The following is a 19,137-nucleotide window of genomic DNA, read 5'->3' on the forward strand; positions in this document are numbered from 1 at the left end:
AGCATCGCCCTTTCAGGTCTTTCTTGCAATTTCAGATATTTGCAAGGGATTGGACAAAGTTTTCCAAAACCCTCCCCGGCGAAGAAAATTCATCTTGCGGGGTGTTCCCCGGGCTCGCCCTACCGGACCATCTGCAACCACGGCAGCACGATCAGCAGCAGTCCGCCGAAATAGAGCAGCCCGAAGATCAGGCCGAAGCCCCAGAACTGCCGCTTCCCGATATAGCCGCTGCCGAAATAAATCGGCGCCGGACCGGTCGCGTACGGCGAAATCACGCCCATCAGGCCGAGCGAATACATGCAGAGCAAGGCGAGCGTCGTGACCGGCAGGTCAGGGATGCCCGATCCGACCGCGAGCACCACCGGCAGCACGGCTGCGGCATGCGAGGTGATGCTCGAGAAGAAATAATGGATCCAGAAGAACAGCGCGACCAGCAGGATCATCGCGGTCGATGGCGTGAGCCCGGCGAGCGGTTTCGCATATTCGGTCGCAAACCATTTGATGAAGCCGATCTCGTTCAGTCCCGAGGCCAGCGTGAGCAGCGAGGTGAAGTAGAAAAACACCTCCCAGGCGCCCTTCTCGCTGACGATGTCGGCAAACTCGATCACGCCGGTGACCAGCATCAGCGAGATCACGATGAACACGACGGTGGTGGCATTGACGAAGTTCGAGCCGAGCACGGGCACGTGGATGTCCGGGCTCGAGCCCGCGATCCACAGGAACATCGCGAGCACGATCAGGCCCAGCATGATCCACTCGTTGCGCGACATCGGGCCCATCTCCGCGAGCTCCTTCCCCGCCCATTCGGAAATCTCCGGGCTGCGCTTCACCTCCGGCCGGCACACCGCGTAGCTCAGCAGCGGAACGAGGATCATCAGCAGGATGCCGAACGGCGCGAAGCCGATGAACCACTGGCCCCAGCTCACCTCGACACCGACCGTCTTCTTGGCGATCGCCAGCGCCGCCGCGTTGGGCGCGAGCGCGGTGAAGAACAGCGAGCTCGTCACCGCGGTGGCCGCGAACGCGGTCCACATCACGTAGGTGCCGATCCTGCCGGCGGTCGGTCCGGGCTCGGAGCCGTAGATGCGCGGGATGTTGCTGATGATGGGATAGACGATGCCGCCGCTGCGCGCGGTGTTCGAGGGCGTTGCCGGCGCCAGCAGGAAGTCCGCCATCGCCACCGCATAGCCGAGGCCGAGCGTGTTGCTGCCGAGCTTTTGCACCAGCACCAGCGCAATACGCCGGCCAAGCTGGCTCTTGCGATAGCCGATCGAGAACACGAAAGCGCCGACGATCAGCCAGACCGTGCTTTCGGCAAAGCCCGCCAGCATCCAGCGCAGCGACTTGGTCGGATCGGGATCGATGTAGCCACTGACGCCGGCGACGGTGAGCCCGATCAGTCCGACGGCGCCGACCGGCATCGATTCCAGAATGAGCCCGGTGATGACGGCGGCAAAGACGGCAAAATAGTGCCACTGATTGACGTTGAGCCCGGCCGGCACCGGCCACAGATAGATCGCCAGCCACACCACGAGCGGCGCGATCAGCTTCCAGTGAAACCCCGTCGCCTCAGGCGCCTGCGAGCTAGCGGTCATGGGCCCTCCCCCTCGATTTCAACGGCATTTTACCGGCTCGTTGACCGGGCCGCTTTTGTCCCAACGCGGCGTATACGGATTGTCCGAGGCGCGATCAATGCCCGGCTGCCCTTCCCGATCTTGACGGAGCCCATCACCCGCGTTCCCCATCCGCTTTGGGGCGATGCTAGCGCACAAACGGCGTCACGAATACGTGGCCGGATTGCGCTGCAACGGACGCTCGACAGGTGGGGAAAAACTCGCCTATCTTTCGCACCATGAGCCAGGACCACGACCACGACCACCATCATCACCACGACCACGATCATTCGGAACTCTCCGAGACCGAGCTGCGCGTGCGCGCGCTCGAGACGATCCTGACCGAAAAAGGCTATGTCGAGCCGGCCGCGCTCGACGCCATCATCCAGGCCTACGAGACCAAGATCGGTCCGCATAACGGCGCCCGTGTCGTCGCCAAGGCCTGGACCGATCCGGCTTTCAAGGCAGCGCTGCTCGAGGACGGCTCCAAGGCGGTCGGCACGCTCGGCCATGTCAGCCGCGTCGGCGACCATCTCGTCGTGATCGAGAACACGCCGCAGCGTCACAACATGGTCGTGTGCACGCTGTGCTCCTGCTACCCCTGGGAAATGCTCGGACTGCCGCCGGTCTGGTACAAGGCCGCGCCCTACCGCTCGCGCGCGGTGAAGGACCCGCGCGGCGTGCTGGCCGATTTCGGCGTCACGGTGCCGAAGGACATCGAGATCCGGGTATGGGATTCCACCGCCGAGACGCGCTTCCTGGTGCTGCCGATGCGGCCCGAAGGCACCGAAGGCTGGAGCGAGGAACAGCTCGCCGAGCTCGTCACCCGCGATTCCATGATCGGCACCGGCTTTGCCAAAAAGCCTGGAGCGCCGTCATGAACGGCGTGCACGATATGGGCGGCATGGATGGGTTCGGCAAGGTCGAGCCCGAGCCGAACGAGCCGATGTTTCACGAGGAATGGGAATCCCGCGTTCTCGCGATGGTGCGCGCGATGGGCGCGGCCGGCGCCTTCAACATCGATACCTCGCGGTTCTATCGCGAGACGATTCCGCCGCACGTCTATCTCTCCAGCTCCTACTACAAGAAATGGTTCCTCGGCCTCGAGGAGATGCTGATCGAGAAGGGCTACCTCACCCGCGAGGAAGTCGCGGCCGGCCACGCCATGCAGCCCGCAAAGGCGCTCAAGCATGGCAAGTTCGATCTCGGCCAGGTCGAGCGGATCATGGTGCGCGGCAAGTTCGCCCGCCCTGCCCCGGCGCCCGCCAAGTTCAAGATCGGCGACAAGGTGCGCGCCAAGAACATTCATCCCGCCACCCATACGCGGCTGCCGCGCTATGTGCGCGGCCATGTCGGCGTGGTCGAGCTGAACCATGGCTGTCACGTGTTTCCGGATTCGGCGGCGATCGAGCTCGGCGAAAATCCGCAATGGCTCTACACGGTCGTGTTCGAGGGCCGCGATCTCTGGGGCGCGGACGGCGATCCGACCTCAAAAGTGTCGATCGACGCGTTCGAGCCCTATCTGGACGCGGCGTGATGAGCAGCACGGCTGCTGCCGCCGCGACCGCGGCAATTCCGAGCATTCCGCGCGATGATGACGGCCCGGTGTTCCGTGCGCCCTGGGAGGCCCATGCCTTCGCGATGGCGCTGACACTGCATGAGCGCGGCGTGTTCACCTGGCCCGAATGGGCCGCAGCCCTGGCCTCCGAGATCAAGCGTGCGCAGGCCGCCGGCGATCCTGATACGGGCGAGACCTACTATCTGCACTGGCTCGCCACGCTGGAGGGACTGGTCGCGCGCAAGGGCGTCGCATCCGCGGAGACGCTGCATCGCTATCGGGATGCCTGGGATCACGCCGCGGATCGGACGCCGCACGGCAAGCCGATCGAGCTGCGTGCGGAGGATTTCGCGGGGTAGTTTTTCGTGCGTGGTGCAGGCACCGTTTCCCCGAACACAGCTGTCATCACCCGCGAAGGCGGGTGATCCAGTATTCCAGAGACGTTCGCGGGAGACGGAGAAGCCGTGGCGTACTGGATTCCCCGCCTTCGCGGGGAATGACAGCGGAGATTGGAGCGCTATTTGCTCCCCGCCACATACTCCGCCCACCCCTTCGCCCGCAGGCTGCACGCCGGGCATTCGCCGCAGCCATAGCCCCACTCGTGCTGCGCGCCGCGTTCGCCGAGATAGCAGGTGTGCGACTGCTCGCGGATCAGGTCGACGAGGCCATCGCCGCCGAGGTCGTGCGCAAGCTTCCAGGTCGCGGCCTTGTCGATCCACATCAGTGGCGTGTGCAGCTCGAAGGGCCTCGCCATGCCGAGCGAGAGCGCGGCCTGCATGGCGCGGATGGTCTCGTCGCGGCAATCGGGATAGCCGGAATAATCGGTCTCGCACATGCCGCCGACGATGTGGGTGATGCCGCGCCGGTAGGCCAGCGCCGCGGCGAAGGTCAGGAATACGAGGTTGCGACCGGGCACGAATGTATTGGGCAGCCCGTCGGCGCCCATCGCGATCGCGACATCGCGCGTCAGCGCCGTGTCCGAGATCGCAGCCAAGGTCGGGATCGACAGCGTGTGGCTCTCGCCGAGCTTGTCCGCCCAATCCGCGCGCAGCGCCCTGACGCCGGCGAACAGGCTGTCGCGGCAGGCAAGCTCGACGGCGTGGCGCTGGCGGTACTCGAACCCCAGCGTCTCCACGCGCGCGAAGCGGCTCAGCGCCCAGGCCAGGCAGGTGGTGGAATCCTGGCCGCCGGAAAACAGCACCAGCGCGGTTTGTGATGAAAATGCGTCACTCATGGCCCGCGCTTTAGCACTGCGGGAGCGGCCCGCCAATCGGTGGAAATCGGCCCGTTCCAGCGCGTGCCGCTGGGAACGGCGGCCCACTTTTGGCATAAGGTTTTGGAGCCAGGAGACTGCCCCGTAATGACCCCTTCCCGCGACATTTCCCGCCTGATCGAGATCATGGCGGCGCTGCGCACGCCGGTGACCGGCTGCCCTTGGGATCTCGAGCAGAATTTCGCGACGATCGCGCCCTACACGATCGAGGAAGCCCATGAGGTGGTGGACGCCATCACCCGCGGCGATCTCGACGATCTGCGCGAGGAGCTCGGCGACCTCCTGCTCCAGGTCGTGTTCCACGCCCAGATGGCGTCAGAGCAGAACGCTTTCGCTTTTGGAGATGTCGTCGAGGCCATCACGCGAAAAATGATCCGGCGCCATCCCCACGTCTTCGCCGACAAGGACGGCAATCTCGCCTCCTCCCACGTCAAGGAAGTCTGGGACCGCATCAAGGCCGAGGAGAAGGCCGAGCGCGCCGCGCGCCGGCCGCCAGAAACGACGCCGACCCACAAATCCCTGCTGTCGGGCGTGAAAGCCGGCCAACCCGCCTTGACGCGCGCGATGGAGCTGCAGCGCAAGGCCTCGACCGTCGGCTTCGACTGGAACGACCCGCGCGCGGTGCTGGCAAAGATCCGCGAGGAAGCCGACGAGATCGAGGCCGCGCTGGACCGCAACGACAAGGAGGAACTGGCGGAAGAAACCGGCGACCTCATGTTCGCGCTGGTCAACCTCGCCCGCCATGTCGATGCCGATCCGGAAGCCGCGTTGCGCGCCACCAACACGAAATTCGAGCGGCGCTTTGCCTATATCGAGCGGGCGCTGGAAGCGCAGGGCCGGACGCTGGAGCAGGCCTCGCTGGCGGAGATGGATGCGCTTTGGAATGCGGCGAAGACCGCGACCTAGCTGAACGCAGTGACCGGGATATCCATTGCCATCAACCTCTTGGTGAAAGTTGAGAGGGCCCGGAACGCTCATGTGCGTCTTGACGTACGTGAAGCTCGCCTTTTCCCGATTTGCAAGACGTCGGCGGCTCAGGCGGAGAGATGCGGCAAGGCGCCGCCATGAAATTGTCACCACAGACAGTTTAAAGTTGTATAATAATTCCGACGCAGCCACACCCCACAGCAGGTGAGCGCGATGCCACTAAAGCACTATTCGGTCCTCAAGGGACGCCCGATCGCGATGCGTTTCGGCACCGGCAAGTCGCCGCACTATCAAGTCCATATCGTGGCCGGCGACGAGGATTTCCGCATCGCCATCAATGTGCAGTCAGCCGACGGAAGCGAAGTCGAGTTCCTGGTGCGATCGCACTTCGTCCATCCGATCACCGAACAACTCGCGGCATTGCCGGAGGGCTTGCACCCACAGCCGCCGCAACCGGGCGGCACCGCGCTGGACTTCATTCGCGGCAATCTGATGCAGCCGCAGGAGATGATCCCGCTGCCGCTGTCGGTGCCCGGACCGGACAACGACCTCAACGAGAAGCTCGACCAGTTCGTCCAGCGCGCACTCTCGGACGAAAGCGCGATGATATACGCATTCGGCGAGACATGGGGCCCGGAGACGAAGGCGGACAATTATTTCGGCTTCCGGCCGGGACGCGGCATTCACGACATCCATATGAACCAGGGAAATCCCATCGGAAAATTCTCGGGCGACAACGGGCCGTGGCAAGACGGCGGGCTCGTGTTCGAATTCCCGGATCAGAAATTATGGACGGCGGTCTTCCTCAAATTCCAGACGCAGGCCTGGCACACCGACGACAAGACTGGTCATCCGATCGATCTCGGCGGAGGCACGCCGACAGCGCCGCGGGATCCGACGGCTCCTCCGACCGCGGAAATGCCGGATGGCCTCGTGTGCATCATTGCGGCACTCGTCAACGCCGTGAAGACGCCCGAGCGGGAAGTCGTCACGCTGCTCAATACGGCCGATCGTGACATCGATCTCACCGGCTGGATGCTGGCCGACAAGCAGAAGAAGAAAATGGCCTTGTCAGGGAAGATCGCGGCCGGCGGCACGCTCGCCGTCGTCGTGCAGAAGCCGATGGAATTATCGAACAAGGGCGGCATCATTTCGTTGCTGGACGAGCGTGGAATCAAGGTCCACGGCGTCGCCTATACCAAGGCGCAAGCGAAACATCCGGGCCTGACCATTCCGTTCTAGTGTTCCAATGAATTCGCGCGTCGTGGGACGCCCTTGAGTGCGTAGCCCGGATGGAGCGAAGCGCAATCCGGGGCGCGTCGTGTCGGGCTTTCCCGGATTTCGCTTCGCTCCATCCGGCCTACAATGTGGCGTCAGACTTGTTCGGGCCTATGCGGCGTGATGCGGCACGGCGTCGAAGCGGTTGACCACGATATCCCGCTTGGTCTCATCCACCCGCACGGTCATGTCGAAGCGGCCGTCGTGCAGCTCCTTGACCAAGATCTCGGCATTGCGATGCAGCCAGCTGATCCCGGCGCCGTCGGCAGCGTCGATCGAGAGATCGAGCGTGGTGCGCTTGGCGGCGAGCCGTTCCTCGATCGCGGCGAGCAGCGCGTCGATCCCCTCGCCTGACACGGCGGAGACCAGCATCGCCGGATGATCCTCCGGCCGGCGCGCCGCGATGTTCAGCAGCTCTTCGCGCTGATCCGCGTCAAAACGATCGATCTTGTTCCAGACCTCGATGATACGGCCGGAATCGTCGGGGTTGATGCCGAGCTGGCGCAGCACCGCGTCGACGTCGCTCTGCTGCGCCTCGGCGTCTTCGTGCGAGATGTCGCGGACATGCAGGATGACGTCGGCCTCGAGCACCTCTTCCAGCGTGGCGCGGAAGGCGGCGACGAGCTGCGTCGGCAGGTTGGAGATGAAGCCCACGGTGTCGGACAGCATCGCCTTGCCGCCATGCGGCAGGCTGAGCGCGCGCAAGGTCGGATCGAGGGTCGCGAACAGCATGTCGGCGGCCTGCACGTCGGCACGCGTCAGGCGGTTGAACAGCGTCGACTTGCCGGCATTGGTGTAGCCGACCAGCGCCACGACGCGATAAGGCACGCGCTGGCGTCCGGCGCGATGCAGACGCCGTGTCGCCTGCACCTTCTTCAGTTCGCCCTCGAGTTTGGAGATGCGCTCCTGGATCAGGCGGCGGTCGGCTTCGATCTGCGTCTCGCCGGGACCGCCCATGAATCCAAAGCCGCCGCGCTGGCGCTCGAGATGGGTCCAGGAGCGGACGAGGCGCGAACGCTGGTAGTTGAGATGCGCGAGTTCGACCTGGAGCGAGCCTTCCCTGGTCTTGGCGCGGCGGCCGAAGATTTCCAGGATCAGGCCGGTGCGGTCGAGCACCTTGGCGTGCAACTCCTTCTCGAGATTGCGCTGCTGGATCGGCGCCAGCGCGCAATCCATCACCACGAGCTCGACATCAAGGCTCTTGATCAGCCCGGCGATCTCCTCGACCTTGCCCTTGCCGATGTAGGTGGCGGGGCGGATCTGGCTGATCGGCGTGATGATGGCATCCGCAATCACGAGATCGATCGCGCGCGCGAGGCCGGCGGCTTCGTCGAGCCGGGCCTCGGCGTCACGCTGGACATGATGAGATGAGGCATGGCTCTCCGATTGCGCGTCGGAGCCGCCCGCGCGCAGCCGCAAATAGGGACCGATGACAAGCACCCGCCCCGTCTGCGCAGCCCCTGCCGGCCGCGGACGGTCGGCATCCCCGTCGAAATTCCGGGGTTCCAATCAGATCACTCTCAAGCCGGCTGATCCTCACCGCCTTCGAACAACTGGATCGGAGCGCCAGGCATGATGGTCGAGATCGCATGCTTGTAGACGAGCTGCGAATGACCGTCGCGCCGAAGCAGCAAACAGAAATTGTCGAACCAGGTCACGATGCCCTGGAGCTTCACTCCGTTGACCAGAAAGATCGTCAGTGGCGTCTTGGTTTTGCGAACGTGATTAAGGAAGGTGTCCTGTAGGTTTTGTGCGCGGTCTGCCGCCATTGTTTTTTTCTCGCTTTGAGTTTCTTTTTATTGCGCCGGTTGCGGCCCTCTTTTGAAAATTGTGGGGCCTCTTCCGGTTGCCGTCCATCATGAGATCCCCCTCGGAGGGACAGCGTTTCGATTAGAGGACAGGTCGGGTTATTAGGCAAGCCGCTTCGCGCGCCAGCCCACGCCCTATTGCCCCGAAAAACTACGGAAATCGATGATTTTCCTCGCTTATCCTCGACCGTGAGGCGTCGTCAACCGACGCCGAGCGCCTTCAACTTGCGATGCAGGGCCGAGCGTTCCATGCCAACAAACTCCGCCGTGCGAGAAATATTTCCTGAAAAACGACTGATCTGAGCAATCAGATAGTCGCGCTCGAACACCTCCCGCGCTTCGCGCAGCGGCAAGCCCATGATGTGCTCGCCATTGTTGCTGGTCGGCATCGCCGGCACCATCGAGCCGACGTCCTGCGGCAACATGTCAGCGGTGATGATCACCTCCGGTCCGCCGGCGGCGAGAATCATGACTCTCTCAACGTTATTGCGGAGCTGGCGCACATTGCCCGGCCAGACATGCGATTGCAGCACCGCCATCGCATCCTGCCCGATCTGACGCCTGGGCAGGCCGCTTCCCGCCGAGATCTGCTCCATGAAGTAGTCGATCAGCTCCGGAATGTCCTCGCGCCGCTCCGACAGCGCGGGCACGCGGATCGGCACCACCGAGAGCCGATGATAGAGATCCTCGCGGAAATGGCCGGCCGCGATCTCCTCCTCGAGGTTGCGCGCAGTGGACGAGATGATGCGCACGTCGACCTGCACCTTGCCGGCGCCGCCGACGCGCTGGAACGACTGTTCGACCAGCACGCGCAAGATCTTGTTCTGGGTCTCGCGCGGCATGTCCGCGATCTCGTCGATGAACAGCGTGCCGCCATGGGCTTCCTCGAGCGCGCCCGGCTTGCGCGGCTGCTCGCCATTGGACTGCTCGACGCCGAACAGCTCATGCTCCATGCGCTCGGGCGTGATCGCGGCGGCGTTGATCACGACGAACGGACCGTCGGCACGGCCCGAGGCTGTATGCAGCGTGCGCGCGGTCAATTCCTTGCCGGCGCCGGCGGGGCCGACGATCAGGATGCGGCTGTTGGCCTTCGCCGCGCGCTCGATGGTCTGGCGCAACTGGTTCATGCTGGGCGAGCGGCCGACGAGCGAGCTTGCGCTCGGCGCGAGTTGCTTCAGCTCCTTGACCTCGCGCTTGAGCCGCGAGTTCTCCAGCGCGCGGGTCGCGACCAGGATGAGCCGGTCGGCCTTGAACGGCTTCTCGATGAAGTCATAGGCGCCGCGCTTGATCGCGGCGACCGCGGTCTCGATGTTGCCGTGGCCCGAGATCATCACGACCGGCAAATCGGCATTGTCCTTCTTGACCTGCTCCAGGAGCTGCAAGCCGTCGAGCTTGGAGCCCTGGAGCCAGATGTCGAGGAACACCAGATGCGGCCTGCGGTTGGCGATCTCGGCCAGCGCCGTATCGCTGTCGCGTGCGGTCCGGGTGACGAACCCCTCGTCTTCGAGAATGCCCGCAACGAGATCCCGAATATCGGCCTCATCATCGACAATCAGAATTTCACTTGCCATCGGTCGCGCCTGTCTTGTCAGATGCCTGTTGAGGCTTCGATCTTCGTTGAATCATTGGTCTTTTCGGCCGGCTCTTTGGTTCCGGCAACCGGCTCTTTTGTTTCTGTTTCCAGGCCCTTGACGGCCGATTCCACGGCGGCCGGCGCGTGCTCGGCCACCTCCGTCTTGGCAGGATGGCCGGAAATTGCAAAGCGCATCCGCATCCAGGCGCCGCGCTGGCCTTCGCGGAAGTCGGAGGCGTCCTTCAGCTCGATGCGCCCGCCATGGTCTTCCAGCACGCGGCCGACGATCGCAAGCCCAAGGCCGGTGCCCTTGGCGCGCGTCGTGACATACGGCTCGAGCAGGCGCGAGCGCGCAACCTTGGGCAGGCCGATGCCGTTGTCGATGACGTCGATCAGCACGTCCTCGCCCTCGCGCGACACCACGACGTCGATGCGGCCCTTGCCGTAATCCTTGCCGAGTTCCTCGGGCGGGACCTGCTCGATCGCCTCGGTGGCGTTCTTGACGATGTTGGTGACCGCCTGCGAGATCAACCGCCGGTCGAACTGGGCGCGCAGCGGGTCCTCCTTGAATTCGGCCTCGATGTCGATCTCGGGATGGGCGACCTTCATCAGGAACACCGCCTGCCGCACGGTGTCGGCGACGTCCTCGCCCTCCATCACCGGCTTCGGCATGCGTGCGAAGCGCGAGAATTCGTCGACCATGCGTCTGATATCGTCGACCTGGCGCACGATGGTGTCGGTGCACTGCTCGAAGATCTGCTTGTCCTTGTCCGCGGTGATGGTCTTGCCGAATTTGCGGCGGATGCGCTCGGCGGAGAGCTGGATCGGCGTCAGCGGGTTCTTGATCTCGTGCGCGATGCGGCGCGCCACGTCGCCCCAGGCCGAGGTGCGCTGCGCCGAGACGAGATCTGTGATGTCGTCGAGCGTGATGATGTAGCTGTCGCGCGGCTGGCTGGTCTTCTCGGCGCTGACCCGGACCGAGAGATTGCGTTCCTGACCGTCGCGCGTGATCGAGATCTGGCCCTGCACCAGGCGCTGGGTCCCTTCCCGCGCCGTCTTCATCATCTCGTCGAGTTCGGGCAGCACGTCGGAGAGCGGATGGCCGAGCGTCTCGGCTTCGGCATGGCCGATCAGCTTCTCGGCGGAGCGGTTGAGGATGCCGACGCTGCCCGAGGTATCGACGCCGATGATGCCGGCGCTCGCCGAGGACAGCACGGCCTCGATGAAGCGGCGGCGGCTGTCGATGAGGTCGCTGGCGCTGACGAGCTCGTCGCGCTGGCTGCGCAATTCCTGCGTCATCTTGTTGAAGGTCTCGCCCAACTGGGCGAGGTCGCCTTCCGACTGGTTCACGGGCACCTGGACATGGAGGTCGCCGGTCGAGACCGTGTGGGCCGCGTTCATCAGCCGCCGGATCGGCGCCACCAGCGAGTTGGCGAAGTTCAGGCCGATCAGCACCGAGGCCATCAGGATGGTCAGCGCGATCACCGCGAACATTAGCGCGAAGGCGACCTGGATGCCGAGCCGGCGCGACTCGATCTGGGCGTATTCGGCGACGCTGACCTCGGTCTGCTTGAGCTGATTGACAACGTTCGGATCAAGCGGCCGCGCGACATAGAGGAAGGTGTCGTTGAAGGCGCGCAAGCGGATCACCGCGGCGACGTAGCTCGCGTCCGGCAGGATCGCGATTTCCGGCTCGGACTCGTTGACGTTGCTGAGAAAGTCCGGCGCTGGCGGCGAATAGGCCAGCCGCATGCCGGTGTCGGCGGATTCCAGGATGTTGGTGTTCTTGTCGATGATCATCGCCCCCGGCAGGTTGCGGGAGCCGGCGCTGCCGGTCAGCAGCTCGCGAAACGACCGGCGATCCTGGTCGTAGAGCGGCCGGGCGTGGGCGATGTCGTTGGCCATCCCGAGAATGTCGCCGCGGATCAGCTGCGCGTGGTCCTGCATGTAGGCCCGGGCGATGGTCAGCGAATTCTGGATCACCTCCTTGGTGGGCCCGGAGAACAGCCGGTCAAGGCCGCGCTCGATGGTGACGTTGGCGACGACGGCAACGAGCACTGCCGGCAGCACCGCCACGATCGAGAACAGGCTGACGATCTGGACGTGCAGGCGTGCCGCCGCCCGGCCCCGCCGTCGCGCCAGGATCAGCTGCCAGAGCTCGCGGATGATGATTCCGACCAGCAGCAGGATCGTGGCCGCATTGATCAGGTAGAAGGACCGGACCACCTCCGGCGTGGGGTCGATCCGCGTCAGTCCGGTCAGGACCAGGAAGGTCAGGAGCGCCGACAGCAGCGCCATTGCCACGGCAAAGGGTGCCAGCCAGCGCCGCGACGACCAGCGTCGCGGCTCTTCCGCTGGGGCCGTGTCAAAAGATGCGGCCGAGGTATCTGCGCTGGTCATTCTGGCAATGAGAGGTGCTGAAAACGGGGATCCGCGGATCGCGGATACTGATGCATTCCTACCACAATGTTGCCGAATTGCGACAATTCCGCGGCGCCTCCCCTGTGGTGGTCGGACACATCCACAGGCGCATGGCGGCTCGGTGCCAGTCGCCGGAACGGATTCAGGCCCCTCCGGCTTGCCCCGGCATGGAGAGGTTCTTTCTCGCGATCATGGTTGCGGCCGTTCTGCTGCTGATCGTGGCTGCCGACCTCCTGGTCAACGGCCCGGGCATTCAGCAGCCGTCGACGCAGATGGCCAACGCCCTGCCCGTCTCAGGCCGGCTCATCCGATGAGTGCGGCGCCACGCCCTGCGGTGGACCAATTCCAACGTGACGGCGGAACATTTCGGCCCGATCCGGACTTCTGCTCACCGCGTCAGCCACAACGGCCAGCGCGATCCGGACAGGCTCAGCTCCGCTTTGGTAGGGGGAGCTGAGCCACCGTTCCGGGAGAACTACCCCCCGCTGCGATAGACCTGGATGTCCAGATCCCGGATCTTCTTGCGCAGCGTGTTGCGGTTGAGCCCGAGCAGGTCGGCGGCGCGGATCTGGTTGCCGCGGGTGGCGGCGAGCGCGGCCGTGAGCAGCGGCACCTCGATCTCCTTGAGGATGCGGTGATACAGCCCGGGCGGCGGCACGCCGTTCGGAAAGCCTTGGAAGTGCGAGGACAGATAGGCCTCCACCGCGCCGCCGAGATTGTCGACACCCTGCTGGACCGCAGCCCCCGGGCTGACCGAGGGCGGTGCCAGCTCGCCATCGATGACGGAGGCCGTGATCACGTCCTGCGGATAGAGCGCCGCCAGGCGCCGCGCGAGGTTTTCGAGCTCGCGCACGTTGCCCGGCCAGCGGTGCTGCTTCAGCCGCTCCAGCGCCAGCGCGTCGAGCTTCTTCGGCGGCAGGCCGTCCTTCTCGGCGAGCGCGAAGAAGTGACGCACCAGATCCGGCAGATCCTCGATGCGTTCGCGCAACGGCGGCAGCCGCAGCGGCACGACGTTGAGGCGGAAGAACAAATCCTCGCGGAACAGGCCCTGCTGGATCAGCACCCGCAGGTCCTTGTTGGAGGCCGCGACGATCCGCACGTCGGTCTTGATCGGCGTGCGGCCGCCGACGGTGGTGTATTCGCCCTGCTGGAGCACGCGCAGCAGGCGGGTCTGCGCCTCCATCGGCATATCGCCGATTTCGTCGAGGAACAGCGTGCCGCCCTCGGCCTGCTCGAACCGGCCCGACGCGCGGGTGTTGGCGCCGGTGAAGGCGCCGCGCTCATGGCCGAACAATTCGGATTCGATCAGGTCGCGCGGGATCGCAGCCATATTGACGGCGACGAACGGGCCGTTGCGGCGCTTGCCGTAATCGTGCAGCGCGCGCGCCACCAGCTCCTTGCCGGTGCCGGACTCGCCCGTGATCATCACGGTGAGGTCGGTCTGCATCAGGCGGGCCAGCACGCGGTAGATTTCCTGCATCGCCGGCGAACGGCCGACCAGCGGGATCGCCTCCATCTCGGCATCTTCGGCCGGGCTCGGCGTGCGCTCCTTCGGCTCGGCGAGCGCGCGGCCGACGATCGCGATCAGCTCCTTCAGGTCGAAGGGCTTCGGCAGATATTCGTAAGCCCCGCGCTCGGAGGCGCGGATCGCCGTCATGAAGGTGTTTTGCGCGCTCATGACGATGACCGGCAGATTCGGCCGCATCTTCTTGATCCGCGGCAGCAGATCGAAGGCGTTTTCGTCCGGCATCACCACGTCGGTGATGACGAGATCGCCCTCGCCCTGGCTGACCCATCGCCACAGCGTCGCGGCATTGCCGGTCAGCCGCACCTCGTAACCGGCGCGGGACAGAGCCTGATTGAGAACCGTGCGGATGGCGGTGTCGTCATCTGCAACGAGAATGCTACCTGCGGGCATTGTTAATCCTCATTTTGCCCCCTGTGATGCAGACGACGACTTCCCGGCAGAGCCGTCGCGACTGCTGTGATCGGCGTGTTTGACCGATGTCGAGTACATCGGCATCAGCACGCGGAAGGTGGTCTTGCGCGGCTGAGACTCGCATTCAATGATGCCCCCGTGATCGCCGATGATCTTTGCGACCAGCGCCAGGCCGAGACCGCTGCCGGTCTGCTTGGTGGTCACGAAGGGATCGAACAGGTTGGGCAGAAGATCGTCCGGCACGCCTGGTCCGTTGTCCTTGACGCAGAATTCGAGCGGCAGGGATACCCGAGATTTTTGACCGGGGACTGACAGGCGCACGCCGGGACGGAACGCGGTGGTGAGCTGGATCTCGGCGTCGGGAACGTCGATCAGCGCTTCGGCGGCGTTCTTCACCAGATTGAGGAACACCTGGATCAGCTGGTCCTGGTTCGCGAGCACGGGCGGCAGCGACGGATCGTAATCCTCGATGAAGCGGATGTTGCGGGCAAAGCCCGACTGCGCCAACCGCTTCACGTGGTCGAGCACCGAGTGGATGTTGACCGGGCCGCGCACGACGGGACGCTCGTCGCCGAACACCTCCATGCGGTCGACCAGCGTCACGATGCGGTCGGCCTCGTCGCAGATCAGCCGGGTGAGCATGCGGTCCTCGGACGAGGCCTGCTGCTCCAGCAACTGGGCCGCGCCGCGGATGCCGGACAGCGGGTTCTTGATCTCGTGCGCTAGCATGGCGGCGAGCGCGATCACCGAGCGCGCGGCGCTGCGATGGGTGAGCTGGCGGTCCATCTTGTCGGCGATGGAGCGCTCCTGGAGCATCACCACGATGTGGCCGGGCCGCTCCGTGAGGGGAGCGACATGGAGATCGACCTGGCGGTCGCCGCCCATGCGCGGCGTGCCGAGATCGACCTTGTATTCGTTGACCGGCGAGTTCGACGAGCGCACCTGGTCGATCAGCGCCAGCAAGGGGCTTCCGAACGGCACCAGCTCCTTCAGCGACTGCCGCTTCAGGAACTGCGTCGAGATATCGAAGAAGGCTTCGGTCGCGATATTGGCGGCGACGATCTTGCCGTCCGGCCCGATCATGAGCACAGGGTTGGGAAGTGCATCCAGGATCGCATCGCTGTCGGACGGAATCGGCCGACGATGTTCAGCAACTGAGCTCATGCAGCAGCGCTCCATGCGAAGTCGTCGAAGGCATCTTGCAGTGACCGGTGGACGAGACCCGGATCCTCCGAGGTGAGGATCTTCTGGCGCCAGGATTTCAGCTTCTCCGCCGGCGCGCGGCTCGCATCGGCTGCGACATCGAGCGCCCAGCCGAGGTGCTTTCGCGCGTGCCGCAGGCCAATGCGCAGACCGTAGAGCGCGCAGACGCCTTCATAGAGGGTACGGACGTAGCCGAGCTGCGCCTCGAGCGACGGCACGGCTTCGGCCGCCCCGCCCTTCAGGCGGCGGCCGATCTGGCCGGGCAGCCAGGGCTGGCCTTGCGCGCCGCGGCCGATCATCACGGCATCGGCGCCGGATGCATCGAGTGCGGCGAGCGCCTTCTCATAGGACGTGATGTCGCCGTTGACGACGAGCGGCACGGAGATCGCCTCGCGCACCGCGCGGATCGCATCCCAGTCGGCCTCGCCCTTGTAGAACTGGCAGCGGGTGCGGCCGTGCACGGTGACGAGCTTGATGCCGGCAGCTTGCGCGCGCCGCGCCAGTTCCGGCGCATTGCGGCTGCGATCGTCCCAGCCGAGCCGCATCTTCAGCGTGACCGGCACTTTGACGGCTGCAATGGTCGCGTCGATCAGGCTCACGGCATGGTCGAGGTCGCGCATCAGCGCCGAGCCGGACTGGCCGCCGGTGACGTGACGGGCCGGACAGCCCATATTGATATCGATGATGTCGGCGCCTTCAGCTTCCGCGATCCGGGCCCCCTCCGCCATCCAATGCGCTTCGCAGCCGGCGAGCTGGACCACATGCGGACCGATGCCGGTCGCTTCGCAGCGCAACCGCGACATCGTATGGCCATTGACGAGATCGTCGCTGGCGGTCATTTCGGACACGACCAGACCGGCCCCGAGCTCGGCTGTGAGCCGGCGGACGGGCGAGTCAGTCACCCCCGACATCGGTGCCAGGAAGACCGGAGTAGCGATTTCAATGTCGCCTATTTTCAACGGCTTAGAGCCTGATCTTGCCGGGCCGGTCACAGTGGTCTCGTTGCCTTGGCAGGGCTTGATCGCGCTGCCATGATCTATCTTGCGCACAATTCTTGTGCAGTCAAGCGCCATGCCTACAGTTTAGACAGTTCTGCAGATCTTTCAAGTGCAGTGCAACAAATTGCTGTTTCCCACAATCCGGGGATACCCCCTTTTTTTGCGGGCCTGCCGTGCTAGAGGCATGCCGGCAATCACCCCACTCCCGACTCCTCACCAGCAACTGAGTATTTGAGTCCTATGGCGAAATCAGAGCGCACCGCAGTCGTCCTCGTCGCAGCCGGACGCGGGCTGCGCGCAGGCGCTGGCGGGCCGAAGCAATATCGCTCGATCGGCGGGCAGCCCGTGATCTATCGTGCCATGGAAGCCTTCAGCCGCCACGCGGACGTATCAGCGGTGCAGCCGGTGGTGAACCCCGACGACAGTGCCATGTTCACGGCAGCGGTCGCAGGACTTAAGCACGAGCCGCCGACCAGTGGCGGTGCAACGCGGCAGGCGTCCGTCCTCGCCGGATTGGAAGCGCTGGCAAAACACAAGCCGGACATCGTCCTGATCCACGACGCCGCGCGGCCCTTCGTTTCGGAAGGCGTGATCTCCCGCGCGATCGAGGCGGCCAGCCGCACCGGCGCCGCGATCCCCGTCGTCCCCGTCACCGACACCATCAAGGTCACCGGCGCGAATGGCGATGTCGAGGACACGCCGGACCGCTCGCGCCTGCGAATCGCGCAGACGCCGCAATCCTTTCGTTTCGACGTCATCCTCGAGGCGCATCGTCGCGCGGCGAAGGACGGGCGCAGCGATTTCACCGATGATGCGGCGATTGCCGAATGGGCGGGATTGACGGTTGCGACCTTTGAAGGCGATGTTGCCAACATGAAACTCACCACTCCCGAAGACTTCGTGCGCGAGGAAGCGCGCCTGGCCAGCCTGCTCGGCGACATCAGGACCGGCACGGGCTATGACGTCCACGCCTTCGGCGATGGCGACCACGTCATGGTCTGCGGCGTGCGCGTGCCGCACAGCAAGGGGTTTCTGGCCCATTCCGACGGCGACGTCGGCCTGCATGCGCTGGTCGACGCGATCCTCGGCGCGCTTGCCGACGGCGACATCGGCTCGCACTTCCCGCCGAGCGATGCCAAGTGGAAGGGCGCCTCCTCCGACCAGTTCCTGAAATACGCCATCGAACGCGTCGCGCAGCGCGGCGGCCGCGTCGCCAATCTCGAGGTGACGCTGATCTGCGAGCGGCCGAAGATCGGTCCGTTGCGCGACACCATGCGCGCGCGCATCGCCGAAATCTCCGGGGTCGACATCTCCCGCGTCGCGGTGAAGGCGACGACCAGCGAGCGGCTGGGCTTCACCGGCCGCGAGGAAGGCATCGCGGCCACCGCGAGCGCCACCATCCGTCTTCCGTTTAACGACAAGACTTGGAGCGTGTGAGATCATGGGCGGCAGCGACGCACGCGCCCTCTCCCGCTCGCTGCTCGACCTGTGCCGGATGCGCAAGCTGACGATCGCGACCGCCGAGTCCTGCACCGGCGGCCTCGTCGCCGGCGCCTTGACCGACATCCCGGGCTCGTCCGACGTGATCGACCGCGGCTTCGTCACCTATTCCAATGACGCCAAGCGCGCGATGCTCGGGGTCGAGGCAAGCACGCTTGCGAATTTCGGCGCGGTCAGCAAGGAGACCGCGACCGCCATGGCGGTCGGCGCCCTGGAGCGCGCCGACGTCGATCTCGCAGTTGCCATCACCGGCATTGCCGGCCCCGGCGGCGCCACGCCCGGCAAGCCGGTCGGGCTCGTGCATTTTGCCGCAGCCGCGCGCGACGGCCGCATCATCCATCGCGAGCAGCGTTTCGGCGCGATCGGCCGCAGCGCCGTGCGTCAGCGTTCGGTCGTCGAGGCGCTGCGCATGCTGATGGACCTCGCCCGCGGCCCGCAAGTCTCGGCCAAGCCGCGCCGCGAAGCCGCAAGCCGCCTGCGTCCGCGCGTCACCCGCTCGCCAAGACGGCATGCCGTGAAGCGGCGGCCGCCACGGCCGCCGAGAGGGTGATCAGCCCGGTAGCCCGGGTGAGCGAAGCGATAGCCGGGAGACCCGCAGCAAGATCCGCATGTCGCCACGCTCCTGCGGGCTCCAACCGTGTCGCGGCGGGCCAAGGGCTGTCACTTACATTTCAGCCAATTCTCTCAACTTTGCGCCGGTTACCCGGAAGAATCGCTTCTCCGGGAGCGCCCGCCCTCCAAGCATCTCGTAGAAATGCTGAAGCCGCAGGTCATCCGCATCGACGGTCCAATCGATGCGATCGTGACCCTCTTGCCGAGCCATCGCAGCCAGGCGCGCCATAAGCCGTCGCCCTAGGGTCCGGACTCAATTGATCCACCAAGTGATTGCAGCGGCCAGAAGGATTGCGGACAGGAAGATGTCTGCGCGCTTGTCGTATCGGGTTGCGATGCGGCGGAAGTCCTTGAGACGGCAGAACATCCGCTCGATAACGTTGCGACCTTTGTAAGCGGTTTTGTCGTAGCGATGCGGATGCTTGCGGGTCGGA

18 protein-coding genes and 1 pseudogene are annotated in these 19,137 nt (G+C 65.0%); 8 read left to right on the plus strand and 11 right to left on the minus strand.

Annotated elements, in window-relative coordinates; genetic code table 11:
- Positions 1-119 precede the first annotated feature (119 nt).
- Complete coding sequence (locus ACXJMY_RS09510; RefSeq protein WP_456619062.1) at positions 120-1,595, minus strand: DASS family sodium-coupled anion symporter; 1,476 nt, start codon at positions 1,593-1,595, stop codon at positions 120-122.
- Positions 1,596-1,852: 257 nt separating this feature from the next.
- On the opposite strand from ACXJMY_RS09510, the gene nthA reads away from it, so the two are divergent.
- The 3 genes from nthA to ACXJMY_RS09525 are packed head-to-tail and all read left to right on the plus strand — an operon-like array spanning position 1,853 to position 3,530.
- Positions 1,853-2,494, plus strand: a complete 642-nt coding sequence (gene nthA / locus ACXJMY_RS09515) for a nitrile hydratase subunit alpha (protein ID WP_456619063.1) — start codon at positions 1,853-1,855, stop codon at positions 2,492-2,494.
- A complete protein-coding gene (nthB, locus tag ACXJMY_RS09520; protein ID WP_456619064.1) occupies positions 2,491-3,150 on the plus strand; it encodes a nitrile hydratase subunit beta in 660 nt (219 codons plus the stop codon). Before nthA ends, nthB begins: the two co-directional genes overlap by 4 nt.
- Entirely contained in the window at positions 3,150-3,530 is a 381-nt protein-coding gene (locus ACXJMY_RS09525) for a nitrile hydratase accessory protein (RefSeq protein ID WP_456619065.1), read from the plus strand. Before nthB ends, ACXJMY_RS09525 begins: the two co-directional genes overlap by 1 nt.
- Positions 3,531-3,688: 158 nt before the next feature.
- Here ACXJMY_RS09525 and queC read toward each other — a convergent pair whose 3' ends face one another.
- Complete coding sequence (gene queC, locus ACXJMY_RS09530; protein ID WP_456619066.1) at positions 3,689-4,405, minus strand: 7-cyano-7-deazaguanine synthase QueC; 717 nt, start codon at positions 4,403-4,405, stop codon at positions 3,689-3,691.
- 126 nt (positions 4,406-4,531) lie between these two features.
- Here queC and mazG point away from each other — a divergent pair, with 126 nt between their 5' ends.
- On the plus strand, positions 4,532-5,350 hold the full coding sequence (gene mazG, locus ACXJMY_RS09535) for a nucleoside triphosphate pyrophosphohydrolase (protein ID WP_456619067.1): 819 nt from the start codon (positions 4,532-4,534) through the stop codon (positions 5,348-5,350).
- Positions 5,351-5,584: 234 nt separating this feature from the next.
- A complete protein-coding gene (locus tag ACXJMY_RS09540; protein ID WP_456619068.1) occupies positions 5,585-6,613 on the plus strand; it encodes a DUF2278 family protein in 1,029 nt (342 codons plus the stop codon).
- A 147-nt stretch (positions 6,614-6,760) separates the two neighbouring features.
- Here the strand turns inward: ACXJMY_RS09540 and hflX are convergent, their stop codons facing one another.
- From hflX to ACXJMY_RS09560, 4 genes are all read right to left on the minus strand, one after another.
- Entirely contained in the window at positions 6,761-8,158 is a 1,398-nt protein-coding gene (gene hflX, locus ACXJMY_RS09545) for a GTPase HflX (RefSeq protein ID WP_456619069.1), read from the minus strand.
- An 11-nt stretch (positions 8,159-8,169) separates the two neighbouring features.
- Complete coding sequence (gene hfq / locus ACXJMY_RS09550; protein WP_007591126.1) at positions 8,170-8,418, minus strand: RNA chaperone Hfq; 249 nt, start codon at positions 8,416-8,418, stop codon at positions 8,170-8,172.
- Positions 8,419-8,657: 239 nt separating this feature from the next.
- Positions 8,658-10,028: a nitrogen assimilation response regulator NtrX gene (ntrX, locus tag ACXJMY_RS09555; RefSeq protein ID WP_456619070.1), complete on the minus strand. Its 1,371-nt coding sequence runs from the start codon at positions 10,026-10,028 to the stop codon at positions 8,658-8,660.
- 17 nt (positions 10,029-10,045) lie between these two features.
- Positions 10,046-12,430 carry an ATP-binding protein gene (locus ACXJMY_RS09560; RefSeq protein ID WP_456619071.1) on the minus strand — a complete coding sequence of 795 codons (2,385 nt, stop codon included), beginning with the start codon at positions 12,428-12,430 and terminating at the stop codon, positions 10,046-10,048.
- 188 nt (positions 12,431-12,618) lie between these two features.
- Between ACXJMY_RS09560 and ACXJMY_RS09565 the strand changes: the two genes are divergently transcribed.
- Positions 12,619-12,765, plus strand: a complete 147-nt coding sequence (locus ACXJMY_RS09565; protein WP_456619072.1) for a hypothetical protein — start codon at positions 12,619-12,621, stop codon at positions 12,763-12,765.
- A 161-nt stretch (positions 12,766-12,926) separates the two neighbouring features.
- Here ACXJMY_RS09565 and ntrC read toward each other — a convergent pair whose 3' ends face one another.
- From ntrC to dusB, 3 genes are read right to left on the minus strand one after another with little or no spacing between them, the layout of a single operon-like run.
- Positions 12,927-14,369 (minus strand): nitrogen regulation protein NR(I), encoded by a 1,443-nt coding sequence (gene ntrC, locus ACXJMY_RS09570; RefSeq protein ID WP_456619073.1) that lies wholly within the window; start codon positions 14,367-14,369, stop codon positions 12,927-12,929.
- A gap of 9 nt (positions 14,370-14,378) precedes the next feature.
- Positions 14,379-15,554: a two-component system sensor histidine kinase NtrB gene (locus ACXJMY_RS09575; protein WP_456619074.1), complete on the minus strand. Its 1,176-nt coding sequence runs from the start codon at positions 15,552-15,554 to the stop codon at positions 14,379-14,381.
- Positions 15,551-16,552, minus strand: a complete 1,002-nt coding sequence (dusB, locus tag ACXJMY_RS09580) for a tRNA dihydrouridine synthase DusB (protein ID WP_456619075.1) — start codon at positions 16,550-16,552, stop codon at positions 15,551-15,553. Before dusB ends, ACXJMY_RS09575 begins: the two co-directional genes overlap by 4 nt.
- Before the next feature lie 279 nt (positions 16,553-16,831).
- Between dusB and ACXJMY_RS09585 the strand changes: the two genes are divergently transcribed.
- On the plus strand, positions 16,832-18,028 hold the full coding sequence (locus ACXJMY_RS09585) for a bifunctional 2-C-methyl-D-erythritol 4-phosphate cytidylyltransferase/2-C-methyl-D-erythritol 2,4-cyclodiphosphate synthase (protein ID WP_456619076.1): 1,197 nt from the start codon (positions 16,832-16,834) through the stop codon (positions 18,026-18,028).
- Between the two features lie 4 nt (positions 18,029-18,032).
- Complete coding sequence (locus tag ACXJMY_RS09590; protein ID WP_456619077.1) at positions 18,033-18,641, plus strand: CinA family protein; 609 nt, start codon at positions 18,033-18,035, stop codon at positions 18,639-18,641.
- A gap of 114 nt (positions 18,642-18,755) precedes the next feature.
- Here ACXJMY_RS09590 and ACXJMY_RS09595 read toward each other — a convergent pair.
- Together ACXJMY_RS09595 and ACXJMY_RS09600 are read right to left on the minus strand one after the other, a co-directional pair.
- Positions 18,756-18,938 (minus strand): annotated as a pseudogene (locus ACXJMY_RS09595) (GNAT family N-acetyltransferase); the annotation flags it as partial.
- Between the two features lie 18 nt (positions 18,939-18,956).
- Positions 18,957-19,137, minus strand: a 181-nt coding sequence (locus tag ACXJMY_RS09600) for a transposase (RefSeq protein ID WP_456619078.1), incomplete at its 5' end; no start/stop codon positions are given.

The sequence above is a fragment of the Bradyrhizobium sp. P5_C12 genome (assembly GCF_054049735.1).

Coding starts and splice junctions, on each gene's coding strand:
- ACXJMY_RS09560 (WP_456619071.1), bottom strand. CDS start 12,430: ATGACCAGCGCAGATACCTCGGCCGCATCTTTTGACACGGCCCCAGCG.
- mazG (WP_456619067.1), top strand. CDS start 4,532: ATGACCCCTTCCCGCGACATTTCCCGCCTGATCGAGATCATGGCGGCG.
- queC (WP_456619066.1), bottom strand. CDS start 4,405: ATGAGTGACGCATTTTCATCACAAACCGCGCTGGTGCTGTTTTCCGGC.
- ntrC (WP_456619073.1), bottom strand. CDS start 14,369: ATGCCCGCAGGTAGCATTCTCGTTGCAGATGACGACACCGCCATCCGC.
- nthB (WP_456619064.1), top strand. CDS start 2,491: ATGAACGGCGTGCACGATATGGGCGGCATGGATGGGTTCGGCAAGGTC.
- ACXJMY_RS09590 (WP_456619077.1), top strand. CDS start 18,033: ATGGGCGGCAGCGACGCACGCGCCCTCTCCCGCTCGCTGCTCGACCTG.
- ntrX (WP_456619070.1), bottom strand. CDS start 10,028: ATGGCAAGTGAAATTCTGATTGTCGATGATGAGGCCGATATTCGGGAT.
- ACXJMY_RS09525 (WP_456619065.1), top strand. CDS start 3,150: ATGAGCAGCACGGCTGCTGCCGCCGCGACCGCGGCAATTCCGAGCATT.
- ACXJMY_RS09540 (WP_456619068.1), top strand. CDS start 5,585: ATGCCACTAAAGCACTATTCGGTCCTCAAGGGACGCCCGATCGCGATG.
- ACXJMY_RS09565 (WP_456619072.1), top strand. CDS start 12,619: ATGGAGAGGTTCTTTCTCGCGATCATGGTTGCGGCCGTTCTGCTGCTG.
- ACXJMY_RS09585 (WP_456619076.1), top strand. CDS start 16,832: ATGGCGAAATCAGAGCGCACCGCAGTCGTCCTCGTCGCAGCCGGACGC.
- hfq (WP_007591126.1), bottom strand. CDS start 8,418: ATGGCGGCAGACCGCGCACAAAACCTACAGGACACCTTCCTTAATCAC.
- ACXJMY_RS09575 (WP_456619074.1), bottom strand. CDS start 15,554: ATGAGCTCAGTTGCTGAACATCGTCGGCCGATTCCGTCCGACAGCGAT.
- nthA (WP_456619063.1), top strand. CDS start 1,853: ATGAGCCAGGACCACGACCACGACCACCATCATCACCACGACCACGAT.
- ACXJMY_RS09510 (WP_456619062.1), bottom strand. CDS start 1,595: ATGACCGCTAGCTCGCAGGCGCCTGAGGCGACGGGGTTTCACTGGAAG.